This is a genomic window from Pseudomonas sp. LJDD11 (assembly GCF_024584215.1).
Lineage (GTDB): Bacteria > Pseudomonadota > Gammaproteobacteria > Pseudomonadales > Pseudomonadaceae > Aquipseudomonas.
In genome coordinates, this window is sequence record NZ_JANJFL010000007.1 from 21,381 (window position 1) to 42,060 (window position 20,680).

The window sequence follows — 20,680 nt, forward strand, 5'->3', positions numbered from 1 at the left end:
CGCCAGCCCTACCATCCGGACCACAGCCTTGATCGGCGCTCACCCAACCGGAGGTTCTCATGTCATTACCCGGCACCCGCATCCTGCCTTCGCCACCGCTGGCCTCCAGCGCGGTGGTTCAAGCCCTGCACAATGTGGTCACCCCGCACATCAGCGACAATCTGGGCCGGCACATTGGTGCCCGTGGCCTGACCCGCTACAACCGCTCCGGCAAGCTGGTGGGTACCGCACTGACGGTCAAGACCCGCCCCGGCGACAACCTGTACATCTACAAGGCGCTGACCCTGCTGCAGCCCGGCCATGTGCTGGTGGTGGACGGCCAGGCCGATACCACCAACGCCATGATCGGCGAGCTGATCAAGCTGTATGCGCTGCAGCGCGGCTGCGTGGGCTTCGTTATCGACGGTGCGATCCGCGATGTCGCCAGCTTCGAAGACGTGCCCTGCTATGCCCGTGACGTGGTGCACTGCGGCCCGTACAAGACCGGCCCTGGCGAAATCAACGTACCGGTGTCGATTGGCGGCATGATCATCGAACCGGGCGACCTGATCGTCGGCGACGAAGACGGCCTGGTGGCCTTCCCGCAGGCACTGGCCGACGACGTCCTGCGCGCAGCGGCCCGGCATGCCGAGTTCGAAGAAGCAGTTAAAGCCGAGATCGCCACCGGCAACCCCAGTCAATCGTGGATCGAAGCCCCACTGAAGAAATTCGGCCTGCTGGAGAACGACCTGTGAGCCACGCTTTTCTCTCCCAGCGCCTGCTGGACATCCAGCCCTCGCCGAGCATCGCCGCCAACGCGCTGGTCAGCCAGTTGCGCGCCGAAGGTCGCGATATCGTCAATTTAACCGTAGGCGAACCAGACCTCGACACCCCGGAGCACATCCTCATAGCGGCCGAAGCGGCCCTGCGCGGCGGAGACACTCACTACACCGCCACCACCGGCACCCTGGCGCTGCGCCAGGCCATCGTCACCAAACTGGCACGCGACAACGACCTGCCTTATACGGTTGATGAAGTGGTCGCCGGCTGCGGCGGCAAGCACATCATCTACCACGCCCTGGCCGCGACCCTGAACCCCGGCGATGAAGTGATCGTGCACACGCCGTATTGGGTCTCATACCCGGACATTGCCCGCCTTAACAGCGCCAACCCGGTGATCATCCCCGGCAGCGAGGCCCAGGGCTTCAAGCTCAGCCCGCAGGAGCTGGCACAAGCCATCACTCCACACACCAAGTGGGTGATCCTCAACAGCCCCAACAACCCCAGCGGTGCGGTGTACAGCGAGGCCGAGCTGTCGGGGCTGGCCAACGTCTTGCGTCGCCACCCACAGGTGCTGGTGATGTCCGACGAAATCTACGAGCACTTCGTGTTCGGCGAGGCGCGGCATGTATCACTGCTCAATGTCGCCCCAGACCTGAAGCAGCGCACCCTGATCATCAACGGTGCGTCCAAGGGCTACGCCATGACTGGCTGGCGCCTGGGGTTCGGTGCCGGCCCCGCGTTTCTGATCGCGGCGGTTGCCAAGCTGCTGTCGCAGACCACCACCTGCCCCAGCTCGATCAGCCAGGCCGCAGCCGTCGCAGCATTTGCCGGTGACCAGCAGCCCATCGCGGCGATGCGCGAGATCTACCAGCAGCGTCGGGCACGGATGCTGGATCTGCTGGCAGAGATTCCCGGCCTGAGCTGCACGCCGCCGGCGGGTGCGTTCTATGCCTTCGTCAATGTCTCGGGCCTGCTCGGCAAACGTACGCCGGAAGGTGCCGTGCTGCACAGCGACACCGACGTGGTGACCTGGTTGCTCAACGAGGCCGGTGTGGCCACGGTAGGCGGCGCGGCTTACGGCATGTCGCCGTATATTCGCCTGTCGTTTGCCAGCGCCATTGAGGTCATCGAACAAGGATGCCGCCGCTTCAAGGACGCCGCAGAGCGCCTGAGCTGATTAATGGATACTGCGGCCAGGGATGGCCAGACGCTGCCTATAACAACAACGCATTTAGGGTGTCTCTATGCAACCTCGTATCCCCCTGGTCTGGCAAATCCTCATCGGTCTGGTGGCCGGCATCGCCCTTGGCGCGCTGCTGCATGAATTCCCGGACTCGAAACAATGGCTGGTGGCCAACGTCCTGCAACCGGCCGGCGACATCTTCATCAAGCTGATGAAAATGATCGTGGTGCCCATCGTCTTCTCGTGCATGGTGGTCGGCATCGCCGGTCATGGTGACGGCAAGGCACTGGGGCGCATCGGCGTGCGGGCGCTGCTGTATTTCTTCGCAGTGACCACTACGGCGATCATCATCGGCCTGCTGATCGGCAACCTGCTGCAACCTGGTGCGGGCACTGAACTGGGCAGTCTCAAAGCCGCTGCCATCACAGTACCGGGCGCCGATGCCCATCGCGGCCTGGGCCAGATCATCGTCGGCATCATCCCGGACAACATCATCAACGCCATGGCCCAGGGCAGCCTGCTGTCGGTGCTGTTTTTCGCGGTGATGTTCGGTCTGGCAGTCGGGCAACTCGATGAAGCCCGCAAGGCACCGCTGATCGACACCCTGCGCGCAGTCTCGGATGCGATGTTTCGGGTGACCTCAATGATCATGGCCTACTCACCAATCGGGGTGTTTGGCATGATCGCCGTCACGGTATCGAACTTCGGCTTCAGCTCCTTGCTGCCGCTGGGCAAGCTGATTCTGGTCAGTTACGTGGCGATCCTGTTCTTTACACTGGTAGTGCTGGGCAGTATTGCGCGTTACAACGGCATCAGCCTGTTCGGACTGATGCGCCACATCAAGGATGAACTGTTGCTGGCCTTCTCCAGCGCCAGCTCCGCCGCGGTGATGCCACAACTGATGAAGAAGCTGGAGAGCTACGGCGCGCCACGTTCGCTGGTGAGCTTCGTGGTGCCGGTGGGCTATTCGTTCAACCTGGACGGTGCTTCGCTGTTTCTCGGTATCGGCACCCTGTTTGTCGCGCAGCTATACGGTATCGAACTGTCGCTCACCCAGCAGGCACTGCTGGTGGTGACCATGGTGCTGACCTCCAAGGGCGCAGCAGGCGTGCCGGGGTTCATGTTTGTGATCCTGTCCGCCACCCTGGCCAGTGCCGGTCTGCCGCTCGAAGGCGTGGCTTTCATCGCCGGCGTCTACCGCCTGATGGAGATGCCCACCACCGCCCTCAATGTGCTGGGCAATGCTCTTGCGCCGCTGGTGATAGCACGATGGGAACAGCGCGATGGTGTACAACTACAGCAAGCAGAAGATCTGAACGCACGCTAAGACAGGGTTGTCGGCAGAACTGCCTCGGTAAACGTGAAGGCAGTTCTGCTGGCGCCAATCTTTCAAGACCGCGGCTGTTCTGGACCCGGCGGATTTTGCTCCGCCCGCCGCAAGACCCCATCGCAGTAAATCACTTCCTGACCCAGCCAGGCCGGGTCAACCTGCGGCAGCACGGCCGATGGCTTGCGCAGTTCACGCAACAGCGTCGAGCCGTGCGACAACCGTCCGCCCATTCGCGCAATCACCGCTTTGGCGGCCTGGTAATGCGCATGACGGCCAGGATCGAGGGTGTCTTCCAGCAAAATGTCCTGGCCCAGAATGCCGCGCACCTGCCCCGGATAAATCATGAACCCGGCCGCCTGCTCGCGACCTTCACGGCCGTCCTGCCAGAAGCTGCCATCGCGGTTGCGCACGTCAGGATGCGGCGCGAACCAATGCCCGCGCTCGGCCTCGGGCATGGCGTGATGCAGACGAAAGAAAATGCGCATCAGGTTGTCGCGATACCACTCGCGCACTTGCAGGTAGTAGCCACGCAGTCCTGGCAAGCCGACTTTGTGCGCCAGGCCGATTGCCAGCGGCCATTGCGGGAAAGCCTGTAGCGGCAAGGCGGTCAGTGCCGGTCGTGGCGTGCCAGGGTCAGTTTCCCAGGGCAGCCGGTGCGGGCAGTTTTGCAGGTTGTCGTATGCCGTCGGTGGCCGGCCCAGCGCCGCCCCACCACTGCTGGCCAACGCAGTGGCAATGCACAGGTTGCCCTGCACCACGAACACGTAGAAGCGGCTGAACCAGTCGGCCAGTTGCTGGCCGTTGGCGCCCTGCTCGACCTGTTGCGCAAGTTCGGCGTCGAAGCGCTGCAACTGTTGCTCAAGGGTCAACAGGTGCCTACGCGCAATACGCTGCATGCGCAGCAACACCGGCAATGAGCGCAATAGCCGCCAGGGTCGCATCGGCAGGTGAGGCGTGGCGCCGCCGACTTCACCGGCATAGTGGCTGGAGGGAATGCCCCAATCGGCCAGACGCGCCAGGAACAGGTCATTGTTGATATACGACGCGCCGCCAAACACGGCGGTGAAGGGTTCGTTATCCTGCAACACCCGCGCATCCCAACCCGCCATGATCGCCGGAATACTCGCAGCAGCACGGCGCTGGCCATACTCGACAAACCGGCTCGGCTGCGGCGGCAGGATCTCGGCGATGTTCGCTGCCGTCAAATGCCGACGCCAGCCGTAATCGCTGATCGGCCGGTACTGCAACAGCCATAACTGCTGGCCGTCCCAGGCCCATTCCACATCGCCAGGCACGTAGTGAAAAACCCGCAATACGCCTTGCAGAAAGTCCCAGAGCATCGTTTGGGTCAACCCGTGACAAGGCTTGAATGATCCGCTGCTCCACGCCTCGCCCAATCGGGAAATCGTCGCCCGCTGTGGGCTGACCTGGCCGTCGGCCAGCGACTCCAGGTGCCCCTCGACCCACTCCAGCTCGACCGCCAGATGGCGCACGAAACCAATACCGGAAATCACTGGTTTGATGAAGCGCTGCACCACCACTTGCTCGACACCCGCACCAAGCAGCTCATCAACCCGTGCGCTCAGCTCTTGGGGCGTAACACGCAGGAAGGTGGTGCTCAACCCGGCATTGGCAGCATCGGCCTGATCCTCGCTAAAACTGGATGAGCGCACCGCCCAAAGCGTATCGGCCGCCGCGCCCAGTAACTCTGGCAGGCGCGAGTCGCTGCTGCTCTGCACAACCAGCGCCGCCGGCACCGGTTGCCCGGCCATTTGCGCCAGCTGCAGGCGGCCGCCCTTGGTGTGGGCGACAAAGCCCTGCTCGCCCGACTCCAGCCAGCCAACGAAACCGGCCGGATCATCGATCCATGGGTAATGCCCCCAGCCCGCTTTGAGGCTGATGCGCAAATCGGCCCGCGCCAGAATCGCCGACCAGGCCGCCGCCTGTTCGATGCCGAGCACGCCATCCTGATCGCCCCATACCAGCTCGACCGGGTCCTGGACCCATTCCAGCAATGGCAGCGCGGTGCTGGCGCGCAGCAGATCCCAATACGGCACAAACGCCCGGCAGCGCGCATACCCCTCGCCCATGCGCTGGTACTGCGCCGGGGTCCAGCTGCGACGGGAAAACTTGCTGGCGAACAAGGTCGGCCGATTGGCCAGCAGCCAATGGATGGTCTTGCGAATCGGCAGCGGCGACATCAGCGCCGGAAGCCGCCGCTGCCAAAGAAAGGCGCCCACCGGCGCCAGCAATACACTGCGAGAAAAGTGCCCCGGCTGACGCTGCAAGGCATGCAACACCAGCAAGGCATTGACACCCACGGCCATGATCGCATTGCCGGGCCGGGTGGCGGCGATCAGCGCACTGACGTAACCATCAAGGTCACTGCAGGGTGGCTCGGGGTTGTTCCCAAAGCCCGGCAACTCCAGCGCCTGAACCCGGTAGTGGTGAAAGTGTGGCAGCGCATCATCCCACCAGCGGGCGGTGCTGCCGTTGCCGGCCAACAGGTACATCAAGGGCTTGCTCACGCTGCACTCCGGTCATGACGGTACAGCCACAGCAACGGCGGTACCAGCGCGAGCAGCGCCAGGCTGTCGATCAGCAGATGCGACCAGACGCCGGCCTGCAAGGAAATCACAATATCCTGCGGCGCCCACAGCAGCAGCCCGGCCATCAGCCAGCCCCAGACCATCGGCTGGCGCACGCGGCTGCCGATATGAATCAACGCCAGCATGTACAGCGAATAACTCTGCAAGGTCGCACCAAACAGCGCCAGCCACCAGGTCTGCTGCTCACGCGCCGCGAGCGGTGCAACGGCTCCCCAGAACGCCTGTTCCAGCGACGCCAGATACTGATCGAACAGCCCGCTGGGCGCCGCCCAACTGAGCAGCAACCCGCCCAGCAGGTGCCCACCGGCAACCAGATAAAGCCAGCGGATCAGGTGTTTGCGCTGCTGCGAGGATGAAGGTGGCATTCCAGGTCCCGGGAAAATCCTTGAAAGCTGGCGAGTGTAGCGAGTTGTGCACAAGCGGGTAAGCATCCCGCTATACCCTTCGACTTGACGCTCGGGTCGACCTATTCAGTAGCGATCAATCAAAGCCTGCTCAAGCGCAGCACCTCTTCATCACTCAATTGCAAGGTCGCCGCACGGGCCAGGCTTTCGACCTGGGCCACGCTGGTTGCGCTGACAATCGGCGCCGTGACGCCGGGCTGGCGTAGCAGCCAGGCCAGTGCCACTTCCGAGGGGCTGGCACTGTGGGTCATCGCCACGTCGTCCAGCGCATCGAGAATCGCCAGGCCACGGCGATTGAGGTATTTGCCGATGCTGCCGCCGCGCTGGCTCTTGTGCAGGTCAGCCTCGGAGCGGTATTTGCCGGACAGAAAGCCCGACGCCAGGCTGTAGTAGGTCACCACACCGATATCGGCATGGATGCACAGTTGCTGCAGGTCGCCGGCAAAGCCTTCACGGTCGTACAGGTTGAACTCCGGTTGCAGCACCTGATAGGACGGCAGGCCCGGTTGCTGGGCGACAGTCAGGGCCTCGACCAGTTGCTCATAATTGAGATTGGACGCGCCGATGCTGCGGATCTTGCCTTCTCCGAGCAGCTTGCCGTAAGCCGCCAGGGTTTCCTGATAAGCGACCTCAGGATCGGGCCAGTGAGAGAAGTACAGGTCGATGTAATCGGTCTGCAGCCGCGCCAGTGACGCTTCCACGGCCTGATCGATCCAGCGCTGCGACAAGCCTTTGCACTCTTCGCTGCCCATCTGCGAACCGACCTTGGTAAACAACCGGATCTTGTCGCGCAGCCCCGGCCGGGCCTGCAGCCAGTTGCCGATGATGGTTTCCGACTCTCCGCCCTGATTGCCTTCAGCCCAGGCCGAGTAGACGTCAGCGGTGTCGATGGCATCGAAACCGTGGTCGATAAAGGCGTCCAGCACCGCAAAGCTGGTTTTCTCATCGATGGTCCAGCCCAATACATTGCCGCCGAATACCAGCGGCGAAATGTCGAAACCGGTCGCGCCCAGAGTGCGTCGTTGCATGATGGTCTCCCCCCTCGATTGCATTAAATAGCTGAGTATCGGAACCCCGCAGAGCCCCGTCGGTTCGATGACATCGGGATTAAATCGCTCTGCGGGCAGATTTTTTTGGCCGGCCTGTCCCCTTTTCCTGTCTCGCGTGTCATGAGTGTTATCAGTACTCAAAAAGAGAGCACCTCAATGCCCGCACTGCCACGCCGCCGTTCGCTTCTGGCGTCCTCGATTTCCCGCTCAACGTTGTGCCTGAATCTGGGCATGGGCCTGGCTTTGGGCGTACCCGCGCTGCTGCCGCAAATGGCCGTTGCGCAGACCCAGCAGCAAAGCTATGACATCCCGGCCGGCGATCTCGGCTCGGCGCTGACCCGTTTCGCCGGGCTGGCCGGGGTCAGCCTGTCGGTAGAACCAGGACTGGTCCAGGGTCGGCAAAGCACCGGCCTGTCGGGCAGCTACAGTGTCGAAGACGGCTTTGCCCGACTGCTGCAAGGCAGCGGCCTGCAACTGCAAAGCGTGGGCAGCAGCAGCTACACCCTGGTTCCGGCCCCTCAGGCGTCCGGCGCAGGCACGCTGGAACTGGGCAGCACCGCGATCGTCAGCACCAGTATTCTGTCGTTCAACGGTGACGGTGAGCGCTACGCCGGTAATCAGGTGGCGCGGCGCGGTTCGCTGGGCCTGCTCGGCTCGCGGGACTTCATGGACACGCCGCTGAGCAGTACCACCTATACCAGCGAAACCGCCAAGAACCTGCAGGCCCGGACCCTCAGCGACCTGGTGGCCAGTGACCCGTCGGTGCGCGCCACCAACCCGGCCGGCGGGCGCTTCGAGCAGTTCACCATTCGTGGCTTCAGCCTGTTCAACACCGATGTGTCGTACAACGGCCTGTACGGCGTGTTGCCGACCTACTCCATCGACATGGAAATGGCCGACCGGGTTGACGTGTTCAAAGGCACCAACCAATTGCTCAACGGTATTTCGCCACGCGGCAGCATCGGCGGCGGCGTCAACGTGGTCGCCAAGCGCGCCACCGATAAACCCATTACCGAGTTCACCGGCAGCGTCGCCTCCGACAGCCAGGTTGGCGGTGCCGTGGATCTGGGCCGGCGTTTTGGTGACAACAATGAATACGGCATCCGCTTCAACAGCGTGAAGCAGTCCGGTGATACTGAGTGGGATCACCAGCACGTTGACCGCGAACTGTCGGTGCTGGGCCTGGATTTCCGTGGCGAGCGGCTGCGCGTCTCGGCGGATATCGGCCGCACCGAACGCGATACCGATGCGCCACAGGAGCGTATCCAGGTCGGCGCCAACGCCCGGGTCCCCAGTGCCGGCGCCATCGACAAGAACTACGCCCAGGCCTGGAGCTGGGCCAGTACCAACGACACCTTCGGCGATCTGAACGCCGAATACGACATCAGCGACTCGTTCATGGTCTACGGCGCGGTCGGCGCCCGCGAGAGCAACCACGAGTTCATGCGTCATGCAGTGTCGGTCAGCAACAACGCCGGCGACTTCACTGTCTCGCCACGCTTCTTCACCCGTGACGAGAGCGTACGCACCGCCACCGTGGGGGCGCGCAAATGGCTGCAGACCGGCCCGGTCAGCCACGAGCTGAACATCTCGGCCACGCATTTTTACATGGACTTCACCAACGGCGGCGCGCGTTATGCCACCGCAGCGGGCAATATCTACAACCCGGTGCAACGCGCTCTGCCGAACACCCCGACCCGCCTGGACTCAAAGGACTACACCGAGAACCGCTTCGACAGTATCGGCCTGGCCGACACCCTGGGGTTCTTTGATGACCGTCTGCTGGTCACCCTGGGCGGACGCTTCCAGCGGGTGCAGGTCGAAGACTGGAGCGATGGTGTGCGTGGCGAGACGGCCTACGACGAGAAGAAGTTCTCGCCCTCCGGCGGCGTGGTGTACAAGGTCACCGATCAGTGGTCGCTGTACGCCAACTACATGGAAGGCCTGAGTCTGGGCAAAATCGCCCCGTCGACCTCGATCAACGAAAACCAGATCTTCGCGCCGTTCATCAGCCGTCAGGTCGAGATCGGCAGCAAATACGACCTGGGGTCGATGGCCTTCACCGCCAGCGTGTTCCGGGTCAAGCAGCCGGCCTACGAGACCAACGCCACCACACGGGTATTCGGCCCCAGCGGCAAGCGTGAAAACACCGGCCTGGAGTTGAACGTGTTCGGTGAACCGCTGCAAGGCGTGCGCCTGCTGGGCGGGGTGATGTACATCCACAGCGAACTGACCGACACGGTCAATGGTGTCTATGACGGCAACCGCGCACCGGCCACGCCCAAGTACAACGTCAATCTCGGCGCCGAATGGGATGTGCCAGGCGTACAGGGCGTGACCCTGACCGCCCGCGGCATCCACTCCAGCTCGCAATATCTGGACCAGGCCAACAGCAAGTCCATCGATAGCTGGCAACGGGTGGACCTCGGCGCGCGCTACGCCTTCAAGGTCAACAGCACCGACGTCACCCTGCGCGCCAATGTCGAGAACGTTCTGGACAAAGCCTACTGGGCCTCGGCCGGTGCCTCCGACGACAGCGAACCAGGCCTGACCCTGTCGACCCCGCGTACCTACCTGCTGTCGGCGACTGTCGGGTTCTGATATCGGCGCTATGACCCGCCGTAGGAGCGGCTTCAGCCGCGAAGGCTCCGCCGCTAGCCTTCGCCGCTGAAGCGGCTCCTACGGCGGGTCATGTGTTTGCTGCGCGATAGGCCCCACAGGTTCAATCAGGCAATACGCAGAAACCGCTTGAGCTCTTCGCCCTGCACCTTGGCGTCGTGCCGGCCCAGTTCGATCAGTTCGCTGCAATAGCCTGCTTCGAACAACAGGTAGCTCAAAACACTGGCGCCGCTGGTCTTGGTCGCGCCCGGGCCGCGCAGAAAGGTGCGCAAGGCTGGCGGCAGCTCGTGGCGATGGCGTGCGGCGATTTCGTCCAGCGGGCGACTCGGCGAGATCACCAGCACCTCGACTGGCGCCATGCCCGGCTGACGGCGCGCCTGTTCGTCGGGCAGCAGTGCACTGAGCGTATTGAGCCGCTCCAGCAACTCGATGTCGCCTTCCAGACTGTCAATAAACGTACTGTTGAGCAGGTGACCGCTGATCTGCGCCATGCTCGGCTGATTACCCGTGGTAACCCGGTGCACCTGAGGCTGGGCTTGCACCCCGCGCGGGTTGCCGCTGACCCCGATGACCAACACCCGGTTGGCCCCCAAATGCAGCGCCGGGCTGATCGGCGCCGACTGACGCACCGCGCCGTCACCGAAATATTCCTGCTCGACCTTGACCGGCGCAAACAACAACGGGATCGCCGAGCTGGCCAGCAGGTGATCCACGGTCAAGCGCGAAGGCAGGCCCACACGTCGATGACGCAACCAGGGTTCGATACTGCCTTTGCCCTGGTAAAAGGTCACCGCCTGCCCAGACTCATAACCAAACGCCGTCACCGCCACCGCGCGCAAGTGTTGCGCCTCGATGGCCTGCTCGATGCCTGACAGGTCCATGCGTTCGGTGAGCAGATCACGTAGTGGCGAGCTGTTGAGCAGCGCCACGGGGGCTTGGGAACCAAGGCCCAGCAGGCTCTTGCCGACGAAGCGGCTGGCCTGGTGAATCACCCCCGGCCAGTCGCTGCGCAGCACTTGATGGCTGCGAAAGTTTTGCCAGAACAGGGTCAGTTGATGGACCGCCACGCGAAAGCGCATGGCGTCGCTGGCCAGTTTCACCGCATTGATCGCGCCGGCCGAGGTACCGACGATCACCGGAAACGGATTCATTGCGCCATACGGCAGCAGGTCGGCGATACCGGCCAGAACCCCGACCTGATAGGCGGCACGCGCACCGCCACCGGAAAGAATCAGGCCTGTCACGGCCTGATCTGAAGATCCAACTACTGCGGGTTCAACCATCAAAACGAACCTCAGTCATCCATTTTTTATTTTTTTGCGTACAGCCTCGGCTCACCTTCTGGCCGACTTTTGAAGCGCCGGTGCGCCCACAGGTATTGCGTAGGGCACTCGGTAATGGCCTTTTCTACCCATTGATTGATACGCAGGCAATCGGCTTCGTCGTTTTCACCGGGAAAGTGCTCCAGCGGCGGATGAATCACCAGCCGATAACCACGGCCATCGGCCAGACGCTGCTGGGTAAACGGCACCACGCGAGCCTTGCCCAGCTTGGCAAATTTGCTGGTTGCGGTCACGGTCGCGGCCTGGATGCCGAACAGCGGCACAAAGACACTCTGTTTGGCGCCATAGTCCTGATCCGGGGCATACCAGATAGCCCGGCCCTTGCGCAGCAGTTTAAGCATGCCACGCACGTCCTCGCGCTCGACCGCCAGCGAGTCGAGGTTGTGCCGCTCACGGCCCCGGCGCTGGATGAAGTCAAACAGCGGGTTCTTGTGCTCGCGGTACATGCCATCGATGGTGTGTTGCTGGCCGAGCAGCGCCGCGCCGACCTCCAGGGTGGTGAAATGCAGGGCCATGAGGATCACGCCCTCGCCAGCCTGCTGCGCCTCACGCAGGTGTTGCAAACCCTCGATGTGCGCCAGTCTGGCCAGCCGCTGTCGTGGCCACCACCAGCTCATGGCCATTTCGAAGAAGGCAATGCCGGTGGAGGCGAAGTTTTCCTTGAGCAGGCGTTTGCGCTCGGCCGCCGACAACTGAGGGAAACACAGCTCCAGGTTGCGTGCGGCAATGTATTTTCGATCAGCGGCAAACCCGTACATCACCAGCCCCAGCCAGCGGCCAAGCACCAGCAGCAGCCGGTACGGCAACTGCACGATCAGCCACAGCAGCCCCAGGCCCAGCCACAGGGCCCAGAAACGCGGGTGCAAAAAATACGGTCGAAAATGCGGGCGGTCCATTTAGGCTTCCGTCAGGACAATGGCCGCGCATTCTACATCGGTTCGCCATGGCTTGCGGCTGACGGATGTTCTCGTTATAAGTCTCGGCACTTTTAGCGACAAGCTGTTGTCTATGCCGACCATGAGTCAGACCGAATCGCAAAACCTCGACCCCGTGTTTCAGCTCAAGGGCAGCATGCTGGCCATCACCGTTATGGAACTGGCACGCACTGACCTTGAGGCTCTGGACAGACAACTGGCAGCCAAGGTCGCCCTGGCCCCGAATTTCTTCAGCAATACGCCGCTGATTCTGGCTCTGGACAAGATTGCGCCCCAGCAAGGCACGGTCGACCTGCCGGGTCTGGTGCGTATCTGCCGTCAGCATGGCCTGCGGACCCTGGCGATCCGCGCCAGCCGCATCGAAGACATCGCCGCAGCGATTGCCATCGACTTGCCGGTGCTGCCGCCCTCCGGTGCCCGCGAGCGGCCGCTGGAGCCGATAGAAGCCGCGCCGCCAGCGCCGAAAGCCCCGGAAAAGCCACCCGAGCCGACCGTCCGGCCAACCCGCGTCATTACCTCGCCGGTGCGCGGTGGGCAACAGATCTATGCTCAGGGCGGCGACCTGGTCGTGGTAGCGCCAGTGAGCCCCGGTGCGGAACTTCTGGCCGATGGCAACATCCATGTGTATGGCCCGTTGCGCGGCAGGGCACTGGCCGGCATCAAAGGAGACACCAAGGCCCGGATTTTTTGCCAGCAGATGGGCGCCGAACTGGTCTCGATCGCCGGTCAGTACAAGGTTTCGGAAGACCTGCGCAGGGACCCGTTATGGGGCACCGGCGTGCAGGTCAGCCTGTCCGGGGACGTGTTGAACATCATTCGGCTTTAACGGATACTGCCGCTATTTACCTAAGCATCTCTGACTCGTCGCGAAAACGTAGCAAAGGTTGTAGGAAATTCAGAAACACGTGTGTTTTATCCAGCGCCACCCGACGGGACGCTATAAAAGGCCGATGATTTGATGATTTCCGGCATTGCTCTACTGACGCCGCTTCAAGGGACGCTCTTCAGGGACTTTCAATAGTCCGTATCCTCTAGGGGTGAAACACCTTGGCCAAGATTCTCGTAGTTACATCCGGCAAGGGTGGTGTGGGCAAGACCACCACCAGCGCCGCCATCGGTACCGGCCTCGCACTGCGCGGCCACAAGACCGTGATCGTCGACTTCGACGTCGGTCTGCGTAACCTCGACCTGATCATGGGCTGCGAACGCCGCGTGGTTTACGACTTCGTCAACGTCGTCAACAACGAAGCCAACCTGCAGCAGGCGCTGATCAAGGACAAGAAGATCGAAAACCTGTACGTGCTGGCAGCCAGCCAGACCCGCGACAAGGAAGCCCTGACCAAAGACGGCGTCGAACGCGTGCTCAACGAGTTGCGCCAGTCCTTCGAATACATCGTCTGCGACTCGCCGGCCGGCATCGAAACCGGTGCCCACCTGGCCATGTACTTCGCCGACGAAGCCATTGTGGTCACCAACCCTGAAGTGTCTTCGGTCCGTGACTCCGACCGCATGCTGGGGCTGCTGGCCAGCAAATCGCGCCGCGCCGAAAACGGCGAAGACCCGATCAAGGAACACCTGCTGCTGACCCGCTACAATCCGGAGCGCGTCAGCAAGGGCGAAATGCTCGGCGTGGATGACGTCAAGGAAATTCTGGCAGTGACCCTGCTGGGCGTGATTCCTGAATCCCAGGCCGTGCTCAAAGCGTCCAACCAGGGTGTTCCCGTGATCCTCGATGAACAGAGCGACGCCGGCCAGGCTTACAGTGATGCCGTCGACCGCCTGCTTGGCAAGGACCGGGAACATCGCTTCCTGGATGAGAAAAAGAAAGGATTCTTTGAACGTCTGTTCGGGGGTTAACGCATGAATATTTTTGACTTCTTTCGTGACCGCAAGAAAGCCAGCAGCGCTTCGGTTGCGAAGGAGCGTCTGCAGATCATCGTGGCGCACGAGCGCGGCCAACGCGGTAACAGCACCCCCGACTACCTGCCTGCGTTGCAGAAGGAACTCGTGGAAGTGATCCGCAAATACGTCAACATCGAGTCCGATCAAGTGCAGGTCGCTCTGGAAAACCAGGGTAGCTGCTCGATTCTGGAACTCAACGTCACCCTGCCCGATCGCTGATCCGGCAGTCGCCAGCGGCGCAACCGGCAACCCTCATCCGTCGAGGGTCGCTGCTTGCGCCGCTGGCGTTTTTCATAGCGTACCGAGGCCGTCTACCCGCATGCCGTTGTCGAATATCCGCATCCTCCATCAGGACAGTGCCGTCCTGGTAATCGATAAGCCCACGCTTCTGTTGTCGGTTCCTGGCCGCGCCGAAGACAACAAGGACTGCCTGATTACCCGCCTGCAGGAAAACGGTTACCCCGAGGCGCGCATCGTGCATCGCCTGGACTGGGAAACCTCCGGCATCATCCTGCTGGCCCGTGATGCCGACAGCCACCGCGAACTGTCGCGGCAGTTTCACGACCGCGAAACCGAGAAAGCCTACACCGCGCTGTGCTGGGGCCAGCCGACGCTGGACAGCGGCAGCATTGACCTGCCGCTGCGCTACGACCCGCCGACCAAACCGCGCCATGTGGTGGACCACGAGCATGGCAAACACGCCCTGACGTTCTGGAAAGTCCTCGAACGGGCCGCTGACCATTGCCGCGTCGAACTGACCCCGATCACCGGACGCTCGCACCAGTTGCGTGTGCACATGCTGTCGATCGGTCATCCACTGCTCGGTGACGGCCTGTATGCCCACCCGCAAGCACTGGCGGCGTATCCGCGCCTGTGCCTGCATGCCAGCATGCTGAGCTTCACCCACCCGGTCAGCGGCGAGCGGTTACGCTTCGAGTGCCCGGCACCGTTCTGAGATTTTGTCACGTACCCGCAGGAGCCGCTTTAGCGGCGAAGGCTACCGCCTTCGCGAGCACACTCGTTCCTACAAGCGCCATATTGCCAGCCAATGCGTTAAACTCGCGCCATTGCTGTCTGGAGTGACTTATGCGTGAAGAGTTGAACAAGGGCCTGATCGACTTCCTCAAGGCCTCGCCTACCCCGTTCCATGCCACCGCGACCCTGGTGCAACATCTGGAGGCCGGTGGCTTCCAGCGCCTGGACGAGCGTGACACCTGGGCCGTCGAGGCTGGCGGCCGCTATTACGTGACCCGCAATGACTCATCCGTCGTCGCCTGGCGCATGGGCCGCCACTCACCGCTGATCAGCGGCATCCGCATGGTCGGCGCGCACACCGACAGCCCGTGCCTGCGGGTCAAGCCACAGCCGGAGCTGCAACGTCAGGGCTTCTGGCAACTGGGTGTGGAAGTCTACGGCGGCGCGTTGCTTGCCCCCTGGTTCGACCGCGACCTGTCGCTGGCCGGGCGTGTGACCTTCCGCCGTGACGGCAAGGTCGAGAGTCAGCTGGTCAATTTCAAACAGCCGATTGCGGTGATCCCCAACCTGGCGATTCACCTCAACCGTACCGCCAACGAAGGCTGGCAGATCAACCCGCAGATCGAGCTGCCACCGATTCTCGCCCAGGTGGCCGGTGATGAACGCCCGGACTTCCGCGCCTTGCTCACCGATCAACTGGCCCGTGAGCACGATCTCAATGCCGACGTGGTGCTCGACTACGAGCTGAGCTTCTACGACACCCAGAGCGCCGCGGTGATTGGCCTCAATGGCGACTTCATCGCCGGTGCGCGGCTGGACAACCTGCTGTCGTGCTACGCCGGCCTGCAGGCGCTGCTGGGCAGCGACAGCGAGGAAACCTGCCTGTTGGTCTGTACCGATCACGAGGAAATCGGTTCGGCTTCAGCCTGTGGCGCCGACGGGCCGATGCTGGAGCAGATCGTTCAGCGGCTGGTCAGTGATCATGAAGATTACGTGCGCACGATCCAGCGCTCGCTGTTGATCTCTGCCGACAATGCCCATGGCGTGCACCCTAACTATGCCGACAAGCATGATGGCAATCATGGTCCCAAGCTCAATGCCGGCCCGGTAATCAAGGTCAACAATAACCAGCGCTACGCGACCAATAGTGAAACAGCCGGTTTTTTCCGTCATCTGTGCATGGCGGTGGAAGTGCCGGTGCAGAGTTTCGTGGTACGCAGTGATATGGGCTGTGGTTCGACCATCGGGCCGATCACTGCCAGTCATCTGGGTATTCGCACGGTAGATATTGGCTTGCCGACCTTTGCGATGCATTCGATTCGCGAGCTGGCGGGCAGTCATGATCTGGCGCACCTGGTCAAAGTCCTGGGCGCGTTCTACACCAGTAACGAATTGCCTTGACCATTGACGGCCTTCGCCCGCAGGAGCGGGCTAGCCGCGAAAAGGCGTGATCTGCGCAGCGATGGAAAATCCTTTTTCGCGGTTTCTGGACTGCAGGTTTCGCCCTGCTGGGCGAGTTACTTTGGGGGTCAGTTCAGCGCTTGCCACGGCTAGTCCCGCTTCAAGCGGGATTCCCTCACTCCGGCGCCGACTTGGCGGTCGGCGTCGTCTATGCCATCCCGGTTCGAAGAGCAAAAGCAGAAGCTTAACGCCAGTGGCAGCAGTTCCTTCAGCCCCCACCCATCACGGCACTGACCCGTATCGCATCATGCCGCCAGTATTCCAGGTCGCAGTCGATCAGTCGTCCGTTGCGGTCATGATTGACTCTGGCGATGCACAGCCCAGGCGTGCCGATCGAGACTTTCAGTGCAGCGGCGGCTTCAGCGTGCAGGGCGGTGGGTGACAGTTCGAAGTTGACCCGCCCGTATTGCAACCCATAGCGCTCGGTATAAAGCTCGGTCAGTGATTGGCTCAGGTCACAGTCGAGGATGCCGGGGAAGCACTCGGGGCGCAGGTAGTGCTCCACATACAGCACCAGACGTTGATCGATGCGCCGGGCGCGGCAGATCTGAATCACACTGGACAACGCCGGCAGTTGCAGCCGCTGGCAGATGACAGCCGAAGCCGGTTGCAGGCGGGCCAAGAGCAGTTGGGTATGCGCCTGCCGTCCCTGGGCGCTGACCATGGCATGAAAGTGGCTGCGGCTGTTGAGGTCATAGGCCAGGCGTGGCGGCGAGATGAACCAGCCGCGGCGTTCTTCCCGGTAGATCAATCCTTGAGCTTCCAGCTGCAACAAGGCCTCGCGCAGGGTAATGCGCGTGGTGGCGAATACTTCGCTGAGTCGTCGCTCTGCCGGCAGCTTGCTGCCCGGCGGCAGCAGGCCGCTCTCAATCTGCTCCTGCAAGGCTTTGCCGATAGTGACAACGGCTCGTGGTTCATCGTCGCGCATTGAGCGTCCTGAATGGTCTAGTCCAGCGCCATAAGTGAGCACCAGAGCCTTCTGGCATCTGGCTCGATAGCCTAGTTCGCACAGATGACTGTCCTGTGACAATTGCTCGTCGAGGTCAGCCAAGACTAGATCACAATCTGTTGCAACACCTTGCCGATCAAGGGTTCAAGCTTGGTCTACGCTGTACACCCAGAGCGACCTGAGCAACGGATTTTTCCATTGCACACCCCATGCCGACACGAAAATGTCATGCAAGGCGCCTAATTTGGCTCAGGTATTGCTGATCTAGACCAAGACCACCCTCTTGCCGCATGTGCATCAAGGAGCTTCGAATGAAACACCTTTTGTTGGCATCACTGCTGGGTTCGGCCATTGCCCTGAGCAACACGGCCTTCGCGAACACTGATCTGAAATCCCTGGAAGACGCCGCCCGTGCCGAAGGCGCGGTCAACAGCGTCGGCATGCCTGATGACTGGGCCAACTGGAAAGGCACCTGGGCTGACCTGACCGCCAAGTACGGCCTCAAGCACAGCGATACCGACATGAGTTCGGCCCAGGAAGTGGCCAAGTTCGATGCCGAGAAAGACAACGCCAGCGCCGACATCGGTGACGTGGGCGCCGCCTTCGGCCCGATCGCCACGGCCAAGGGCGTGACCCAGCCTTACAAGCCGAGCACCTGGGAGCAGGTACCGGACTGGGCCAAGGACAAGGACGGCCACTGGGCGCTGGCCTACACCGGCACCATCGCGTTTATCGTCAACAAGAACCTGCTGCACGGATCGGAAATTCCAAAAAGCTGGGCCGATCTGAAAACCGGCAAGTACAAGGTGTCCATCGGTGACGTCAGCACCGCCGCGCAAGCCGCCAATGGTGTGCTGGCCGCCTCGTTTGCCTTCAAGGGCGACGAAACCAACATCGAGCCGGGCCTGCAACTGTTCACCGAACTGGCGAAGCAGAAGCGCCTGTCGCTGGCCAACCCGACCATCCAGACCATCGAGAAAGGTGAAATCGAAGTCGGAGTGGTCTGGGACTTCAACGGCCTGAGCTACAAAGCCAAGATGGCCAAACCCGATGACTACGTGGTGCTGATTCCGTCCGATGGCTCGGTGATTTCCGGTTACACCACGATCATCAACAAATACGCCAAGCACCCCAATGCAGCCAAGCTGACCCGTGAGTACATCTTCAGTGATGCCGGGCAGATCAACCTGGCCAAGGGCAACGCCCGGCCAATCCGCGCCGAGCACATCACCCTGCCGGACGAGGTCAAGGCCAAGCTGCTGCCCAACGAGCAGTACAAGCACGTGACACCGATCAAGAACCCCGATGCCTGGGAAAAAACCTCCAAGGCCTTGCCGCAAAAGTGGAACGAGCAAGTCATCATCGAGATGAATTGACCGACCCACGGTAGGAGCGGCCGGGCGGCGATCCGCTTTAGCCGCGAATGGGCCGAGACAGACGCTGCATCTTAAGCGCCTGGAATATTGCCTTCGCGAGCAAGCTCGCTCCTACCCTATTTCACCCTCTGGGAGCGTCTGACTTGAAGTCTCTTTCCCGCGGGCAATGGCTGGCGCTGTTATGCCTGCTACCCTTCGCCCTGTTTTTCATCGTGTTCCAGATCGCGCCGCTGGCCTGGGTTGCGATCCATAGCCTGCAGTCGGACAACGGCTGGGGGCTGGATAATTTCGCCAAGGTGTTCAACTCACGGTTTTACCGTCAGGCGATCCAGTTCAGCCTGGAGATCAGCTTCTGGTCGAGCCTGTTCGGCATCGTCATTGCGCTGATTGGCGCCTGGTCGCTGCGTCAGGTCGACTCAAGGCTGCGCGACTTCGTCAGCGCCTTTGCCAACATGACCAGCAATTTCACCGGCGTGCCGCTGGCCTTCGCGTTCATTATCCTGCTGGGTTTCAACGGTGCCGTGACCCTGATGCTCAAACAGGCCGGGATCATCGATGACTTCAGCCTGTACTCCAAGACCGGGCTGATCATTGTCTACACCTATTTCCAGATTCCTCTGGGCGTGCTGCTGCTCTACCCGGCCTTCGATGCGCTGCGCGAAGACTGGGCCGAGTCGGCGGCGCTGCTCGGTGCCAGCCCCTGGCAGTTCTGGCGGCATATCGGCCTGCCGGTGCTGACCCCGGCGCTGCTGGGCACCTTCGTGATTCTGCTGGCCAACGCGCTGGGCGCCTACGCCACGGTGTATGCCCTGACCACGGGCAACTTCAACGTGCTGCCGATCCGCATCGCCGCGCTGGTGGCCGGTGACATCACCCTCGACCCCAATACCGCCAGCGCCCTGGCGATGATCCTGGTCGGGCTCATGACCCTGGTGACCGTAGTGCATCAATGGCTGCTGAGAAGGAGCTACCATGTCGCTCGCTGAGAAAGGCTCTTCACAACAACAGGCCAGCCTGTATCACCGTGCGGTGGTGTGGTTGCTGTTTTTGATCCTGCTGCTGCCGCTGGCCGGCACGTTCCTGTACTCCATCTCAACCAGCTGGTCGGCCACCGTGCTGCCCAGCGGCCTGACCTTCAAGTGGTACCTGGCCTTGTGGAGCGACGCGCGGTTTCTGACCGCCTTCGCCCAGTCGCTGCTGGTCTGCGTCGGCGCCCTGCTGCTGTCGGTGCTGTTGATTCTGCCGCTGCTGTTCGTGGTGCATTACCACTTCCCGCGGCTGGACGGGCTGATGAACATCCTGATCCTGCTGCCCTTTGCCGTGCCACCGGTGGTGTCGTCGGTGGGGCTGCTACAGCTGTATGGCTCCGGGCCAATGGCTATGGTCGGTACGCCGTGGATTCTGATCGGTTGTTACTTCACCATCGCCCTGCCGTTCATGTACCGGGCCATCACCAACAACCTGCAGGCGATCAACCTCATCGACCTGATGGACGCCGCCCGGCTGTTGGGCGCCAATACCTGGCAGGCGGCGTTTCTGGTGGTGTTGCCCAACCTGCGCAAGGGCCTGATGGTCGCCCTGCTGCTGTCGTTCTCTTTTCTGTTCGGCGAATTCGTGTTTGCCAACCTGCTGGTCGGCACCCGCTATGAAACCTTGCAGGTGTACCTGAACAACATGCGCAACAGCAGCGGCCACTTCAACAGTGCCTTGGTGGTTTCCTATTTTGTCTTCGTGCTGGCACTGACCTGGGTCGCCAACCGACTGAACAAGGACAAGAGCTGAC

18 protein-coding genes are annotated in these 20,680 nt (G+C 61.9%); 12 read left to right on the forward strand and 6 right to left on the reverse strand.

All coding sequences use genetic code 11. The features are described 5' to 3' along the window. Positions 1-59 precede the first annotated feature (59 nt). The 3 genes from NRB16_RS10540 (at position 60) to NRB16_RS10550 (ending at position 3,272) form a co-directional block, all read left to right on the forward strand. Entirely contained in the window at positions 60-734 is a 675-nt protein-coding gene (locus NRB16_RS10540) for an RraA family protein (RefSeq protein WP_045481417.1), read from the forward strand. Next, the gene (locus tag NRB16_RS10545; protein ID WP_257106123.1) at positions 731-1,939 is read left to right on the forward strand and encodes an aminotransferase class I/II-fold pyridoxal phosphate-dependent enzyme; all 1,209 of its coding nucleotides are present in this window, start codon (positions 731-733) and stop codon (positions 1,937-1,939) included. Before NRB16_RS10540 ends, NRB16_RS10545 begins: the two co-directional genes overlap by 4 nt. A 67-nt stretch (positions 1,940-2,006) precedes the next feature. Continuing rightward, positions 2,007-3,272, forward strand: a complete 1,266-nt coding sequence (locus tag NRB16_RS10550; RefSeq protein ID WP_253116847.1) for a cation:dicarboxylate symporter family transporter — start codon at positions 2,007-2,009, stop codon at positions 3,270-3,272. A gap of 62 nt (positions 3,273-3,334) precedes the next feature. Here NRB16_RS10550 and NRB16_RS10555 read toward each other — a convergent pair whose 3' ends face one another. The 3 genes from NRB16_RS10555 to NRB16_RS10565 form a co-directional block, all read right to left on the reverse strand. Beyond that, positions 3,335-5,788 carry an alpha/beta hydrolase gene (locus NRB16_RS10555; protein WP_257106190.1) on the reverse strand — a complete coding sequence of 818 codons (2,454 nt, stop codon included), beginning with the start codon at positions 5,786-5,788 and terminating at the stop codon, positions 3,335-3,337. A gap of 11 nt (positions 5,789-5,799) precedes the next feature. Continuing rightward, positions 5,800-6,249 carry a cell division protein gene (locus NRB16_RS10560; RefSeq protein WP_257106124.1) on the reverse strand — a complete coding sequence of 150 codons (450 nt, stop codon included), beginning with the start codon at positions 6,247-6,249 and terminating at the stop codon, positions 5,800-5,802. Between the two features lie 119 nt (positions 6,250-6,368). After that, positions 6,369-7,316: an aldo/keto reductase gene (locus NRB16_RS10565; protein WP_253116843.1), complete on the reverse strand. Its 948-nt coding sequence runs from the start codon at positions 7,314-7,316 to the stop codon at positions 6,369-6,371. A gap of 177 nt (positions 7,317-7,493) precedes the next feature. On the opposite strand from NRB16_RS10565, the gene NRB16_RS10570 reads away from it, so the two are divergent. Further along, positions 7,494-9,938 (forward strand): TonB-dependent siderophore receptor, encoded by a 2,445-nt coding sequence (locus tag NRB16_RS10570; protein ID WP_373568450.1) that lies wholly within the window; start codon positions 7,494-7,496, stop codon positions 9,936-9,938. Between the two features lie 125 nt (positions 9,939-10,063). On the opposite strand, the gene NRB16_RS10575 is transcribed toward NRB16_RS10570, so the two are convergent. Beyond that, a complete protein-coding gene (locus NRB16_RS10575; RefSeq protein WP_253142757.1) occupies positions 10,064-11,239 on the reverse strand; it encodes a patatin-like phospholipase family protein in 1,176 nt (391 codons plus the stop codon). Between the two features lie 26 nt (positions 11,240-11,265). Next, on the reverse strand, positions 11,266-12,195 hold the full coding sequence (locus NRB16_RS10580) for a lipid A biosynthesis lauroyl acyltransferase (RefSeq protein WP_253116839.1): 930 nt from the start codon (positions 12,193-12,195) through the stop codon (positions 11,266-11,268). Positions 12,196-12,316: 121 nt separating this feature from the next. Between NRB16_RS10580 and minC the strand changes: the two genes are divergently transcribed. From minC to NRB16_RS10605, 5 genes are all read left to right on the forward strand, one after another. Beyond that, entirely contained in the window at positions 12,317-13,060 is a 744-nt protein-coding gene (gene minC, locus NRB16_RS10585; protein ID WP_045493656.1) for a septum site-determining protein MinC, read from the forward strand. Positions 13,061-13,281: 221 nt separating this feature from the next. Beyond that, a complete protein-coding gene (gene minD, locus NRB16_RS10590) occupies positions 13,282-14,091 on the forward strand; it encodes a septum site-determining protein MinD (protein ID WP_045481444.1) in 810 nt (269 codons plus the stop codon). A 3-nt stretch (positions 14,092-14,094) separates the two neighbouring features. Continuing rightward, positions 14,095-14,355, forward strand: a complete 261-nt coding sequence (gene minE, locus NRB16_RS10595) for a cell division topological specificity factor MinE (RefSeq protein ID WP_045481448.1) — start codon at positions 14,095-14,097, stop codon at positions 14,353-14,355. A 100-nt stretch (positions 14,356-14,455) separates the two neighbouring features. Next, positions 14,456-15,091 (forward strand): RluA family pseudouridine synthase, encoded by a 636-nt coding sequence (locus NRB16_RS10600; RefSeq protein WP_045481451.1) that lies wholly within the window; start codon positions 14,456-14,458, stop codon positions 15,089-15,091. Between the two features lie 131 nt (positions 15,092-15,222). Then, positions 15,223-16,512, forward strand: a complete 1,290-nt coding sequence (locus NRB16_RS10605; RefSeq protein ID WP_045481454.1) for a M18 family aminopeptidase — start codon at positions 15,223-15,225, stop codon at positions 16,510-16,512. A 268-nt stretch (positions 16,513-16,780) separates the two neighbouring features. On the opposite strand, the gene NRB16_RS10610 is transcribed toward NRB16_RS10605, so the two are convergent. Then, the gene (locus NRB16_RS10610; protein WP_257106125.1) at positions 16,781-17,500 is read right to left on the reverse strand and encodes a UTRA domain-containing protein; all 720 of its coding nucleotides are present in this window, start codon (positions 17,498-17,500) and stop codon (positions 16,781-16,783) included. 332 nt (positions 17,501-17,832) lie between these two features. Between NRB16_RS10610 and NRB16_RS10615 the strand changes: the two genes are divergently transcribed. The 3 genes from NRB16_RS10615 (at position 17,833) to NRB16_RS10625 (ending at position 20,679) form a co-directional block, all read left to right on the forward strand. After that, positions 17,833-18,897: an ABC transporter substrate-binding protein gene (locus tag NRB16_RS10615; protein ID WP_045481458.1), complete on the forward strand. Its 1,065-nt coding sequence runs from the start codon at positions 17,833-17,835 to the stop codon at positions 18,895-18,897. Positions 18,898-19,040: 143 nt separating this feature from the next. Then, complete coding sequence (locus NRB16_RS10620; protein WP_045481460.1) at positions 19,041-19,883, forward strand: ABC transporter permease subunit; 843 nt, start codon at positions 19,041-19,043, stop codon at positions 19,881-19,883. Further along, the gene (locus tag NRB16_RS10625) at positions 19,870-20,679 is read left to right on the forward strand and encodes an ABC transporter permease (RefSeq protein WP_253142760.1); all 810 of its coding nucleotides are present in this window, start codon (positions 19,870-19,872) and stop codon (positions 20,677-20,679) included. Before NRB16_RS10620 ends, NRB16_RS10625 begins: the two co-directional genes overlap by 14 nt. Position 20,680: the final 1 nt, after the last annotated feature.

Bases quoted from the DNA above. Each gene is read 5' to 3' on its own strand.
- NRB16_RS10540 (WP_045481417.1), top strand. From the start codon at position 60: ATGTCATTACCCGGCACCCGCATCCTGCCTTCGCCACCGCTGGCCTCC.
- NRB16_RS10550 (WP_253116847.1), top strand. From the start codon at position 2,007: ATGCAACCTCGTATCCCCCTGGTCTGGCAAATCCTCATCGGTCTGGTG.
- NRB16_RS10555 (WP_257106190.1), bottom strand. From the start codon at position 5,788: ATGTACCTGTTGGCCGGCAACGGCAGCACCGCCCGCTGGTGGGATGAT.
- NRB16_RS10560 (WP_257106124.1), bottom strand. From the start codon at position 6,249: ATGCCACCTTCATCCTCGCAGCAGCGCAAACACCTGATCCGCTGGCTT.
- NRB16_RS10565 (WP_253116843.1), bottom strand. From the start codon at position 7,316: ATGCAACGACGCACTCTGGGCGCGACCGGTTTCGACATTTCGCCGCTG.
- NRB16_RS10570 (WP_373568450.1), top strand. From the start codon at position 7,494: ATGCCCGCACTGCCACGCCGCCGTTCGCTTCTGGCGTCCTCGATTTCC.
- NRB16_RS10575 (WP_253142757.1), bottom strand. From the start codon at position 11,239: ATGGTTGAACCCGCAGTAGTTGGATCTTCAGATCAGGCCGTGACAGGC.
- NRB16_RS10580 (WP_253116839.1), bottom strand. From the start codon at position 12,195: ATGGACCGCCCGCATTTTCGACCGTATTTTTTGCACCCGCGTTTCTGG.
- minC (WP_045493656.1), top strand. From the start codon at position 12,317: ATGAGTCAGACCGAATCGCAAAACCTCGACCCCGTGTTTCAGCTCAAG.
- minE (WP_045481448.1), top strand. From the start codon at position 14,095: ATGAATATTTTTGACTTCTTTCGTGACCGCAAGAAAGCCAGCAGCGCT.
- NRB16_RS10600 (WP_045481451.1), top strand. From the start codon at position 14,456: ATGCCGTTGTCGAATATCCGCATCCTCCATCAGGACAGTGCCGTCCTG.
- NRB16_RS10605 (WP_045481454.1), top strand. From the start codon at position 15,223: ATGCGTGAAGAGTTGAACAAGGGCCTGATCGACTTCCTCAAGGCCTCG.
- NRB16_RS10610 (WP_257106125.1), bottom strand. From the start codon at position 17,500: ATGCGCGACGATGAACCACGAGCCGTTGTCACTATCGGCAAAGCCTTG.
- NRB16_RS10615 (WP_045481458.1), top strand. From the start codon at position 17,833: ATGAAACACCTTTTGTTGGCATCACTGCTGGGTTCGGCCATTGCCCTG.
- NRB16_RS10625 (WP_253142760.1), top strand. From the start codon at position 19,870: ATGTCGCTCGCTGAGAAAGGCTCTTCACAACAACAGGCCAGCCTGTAT.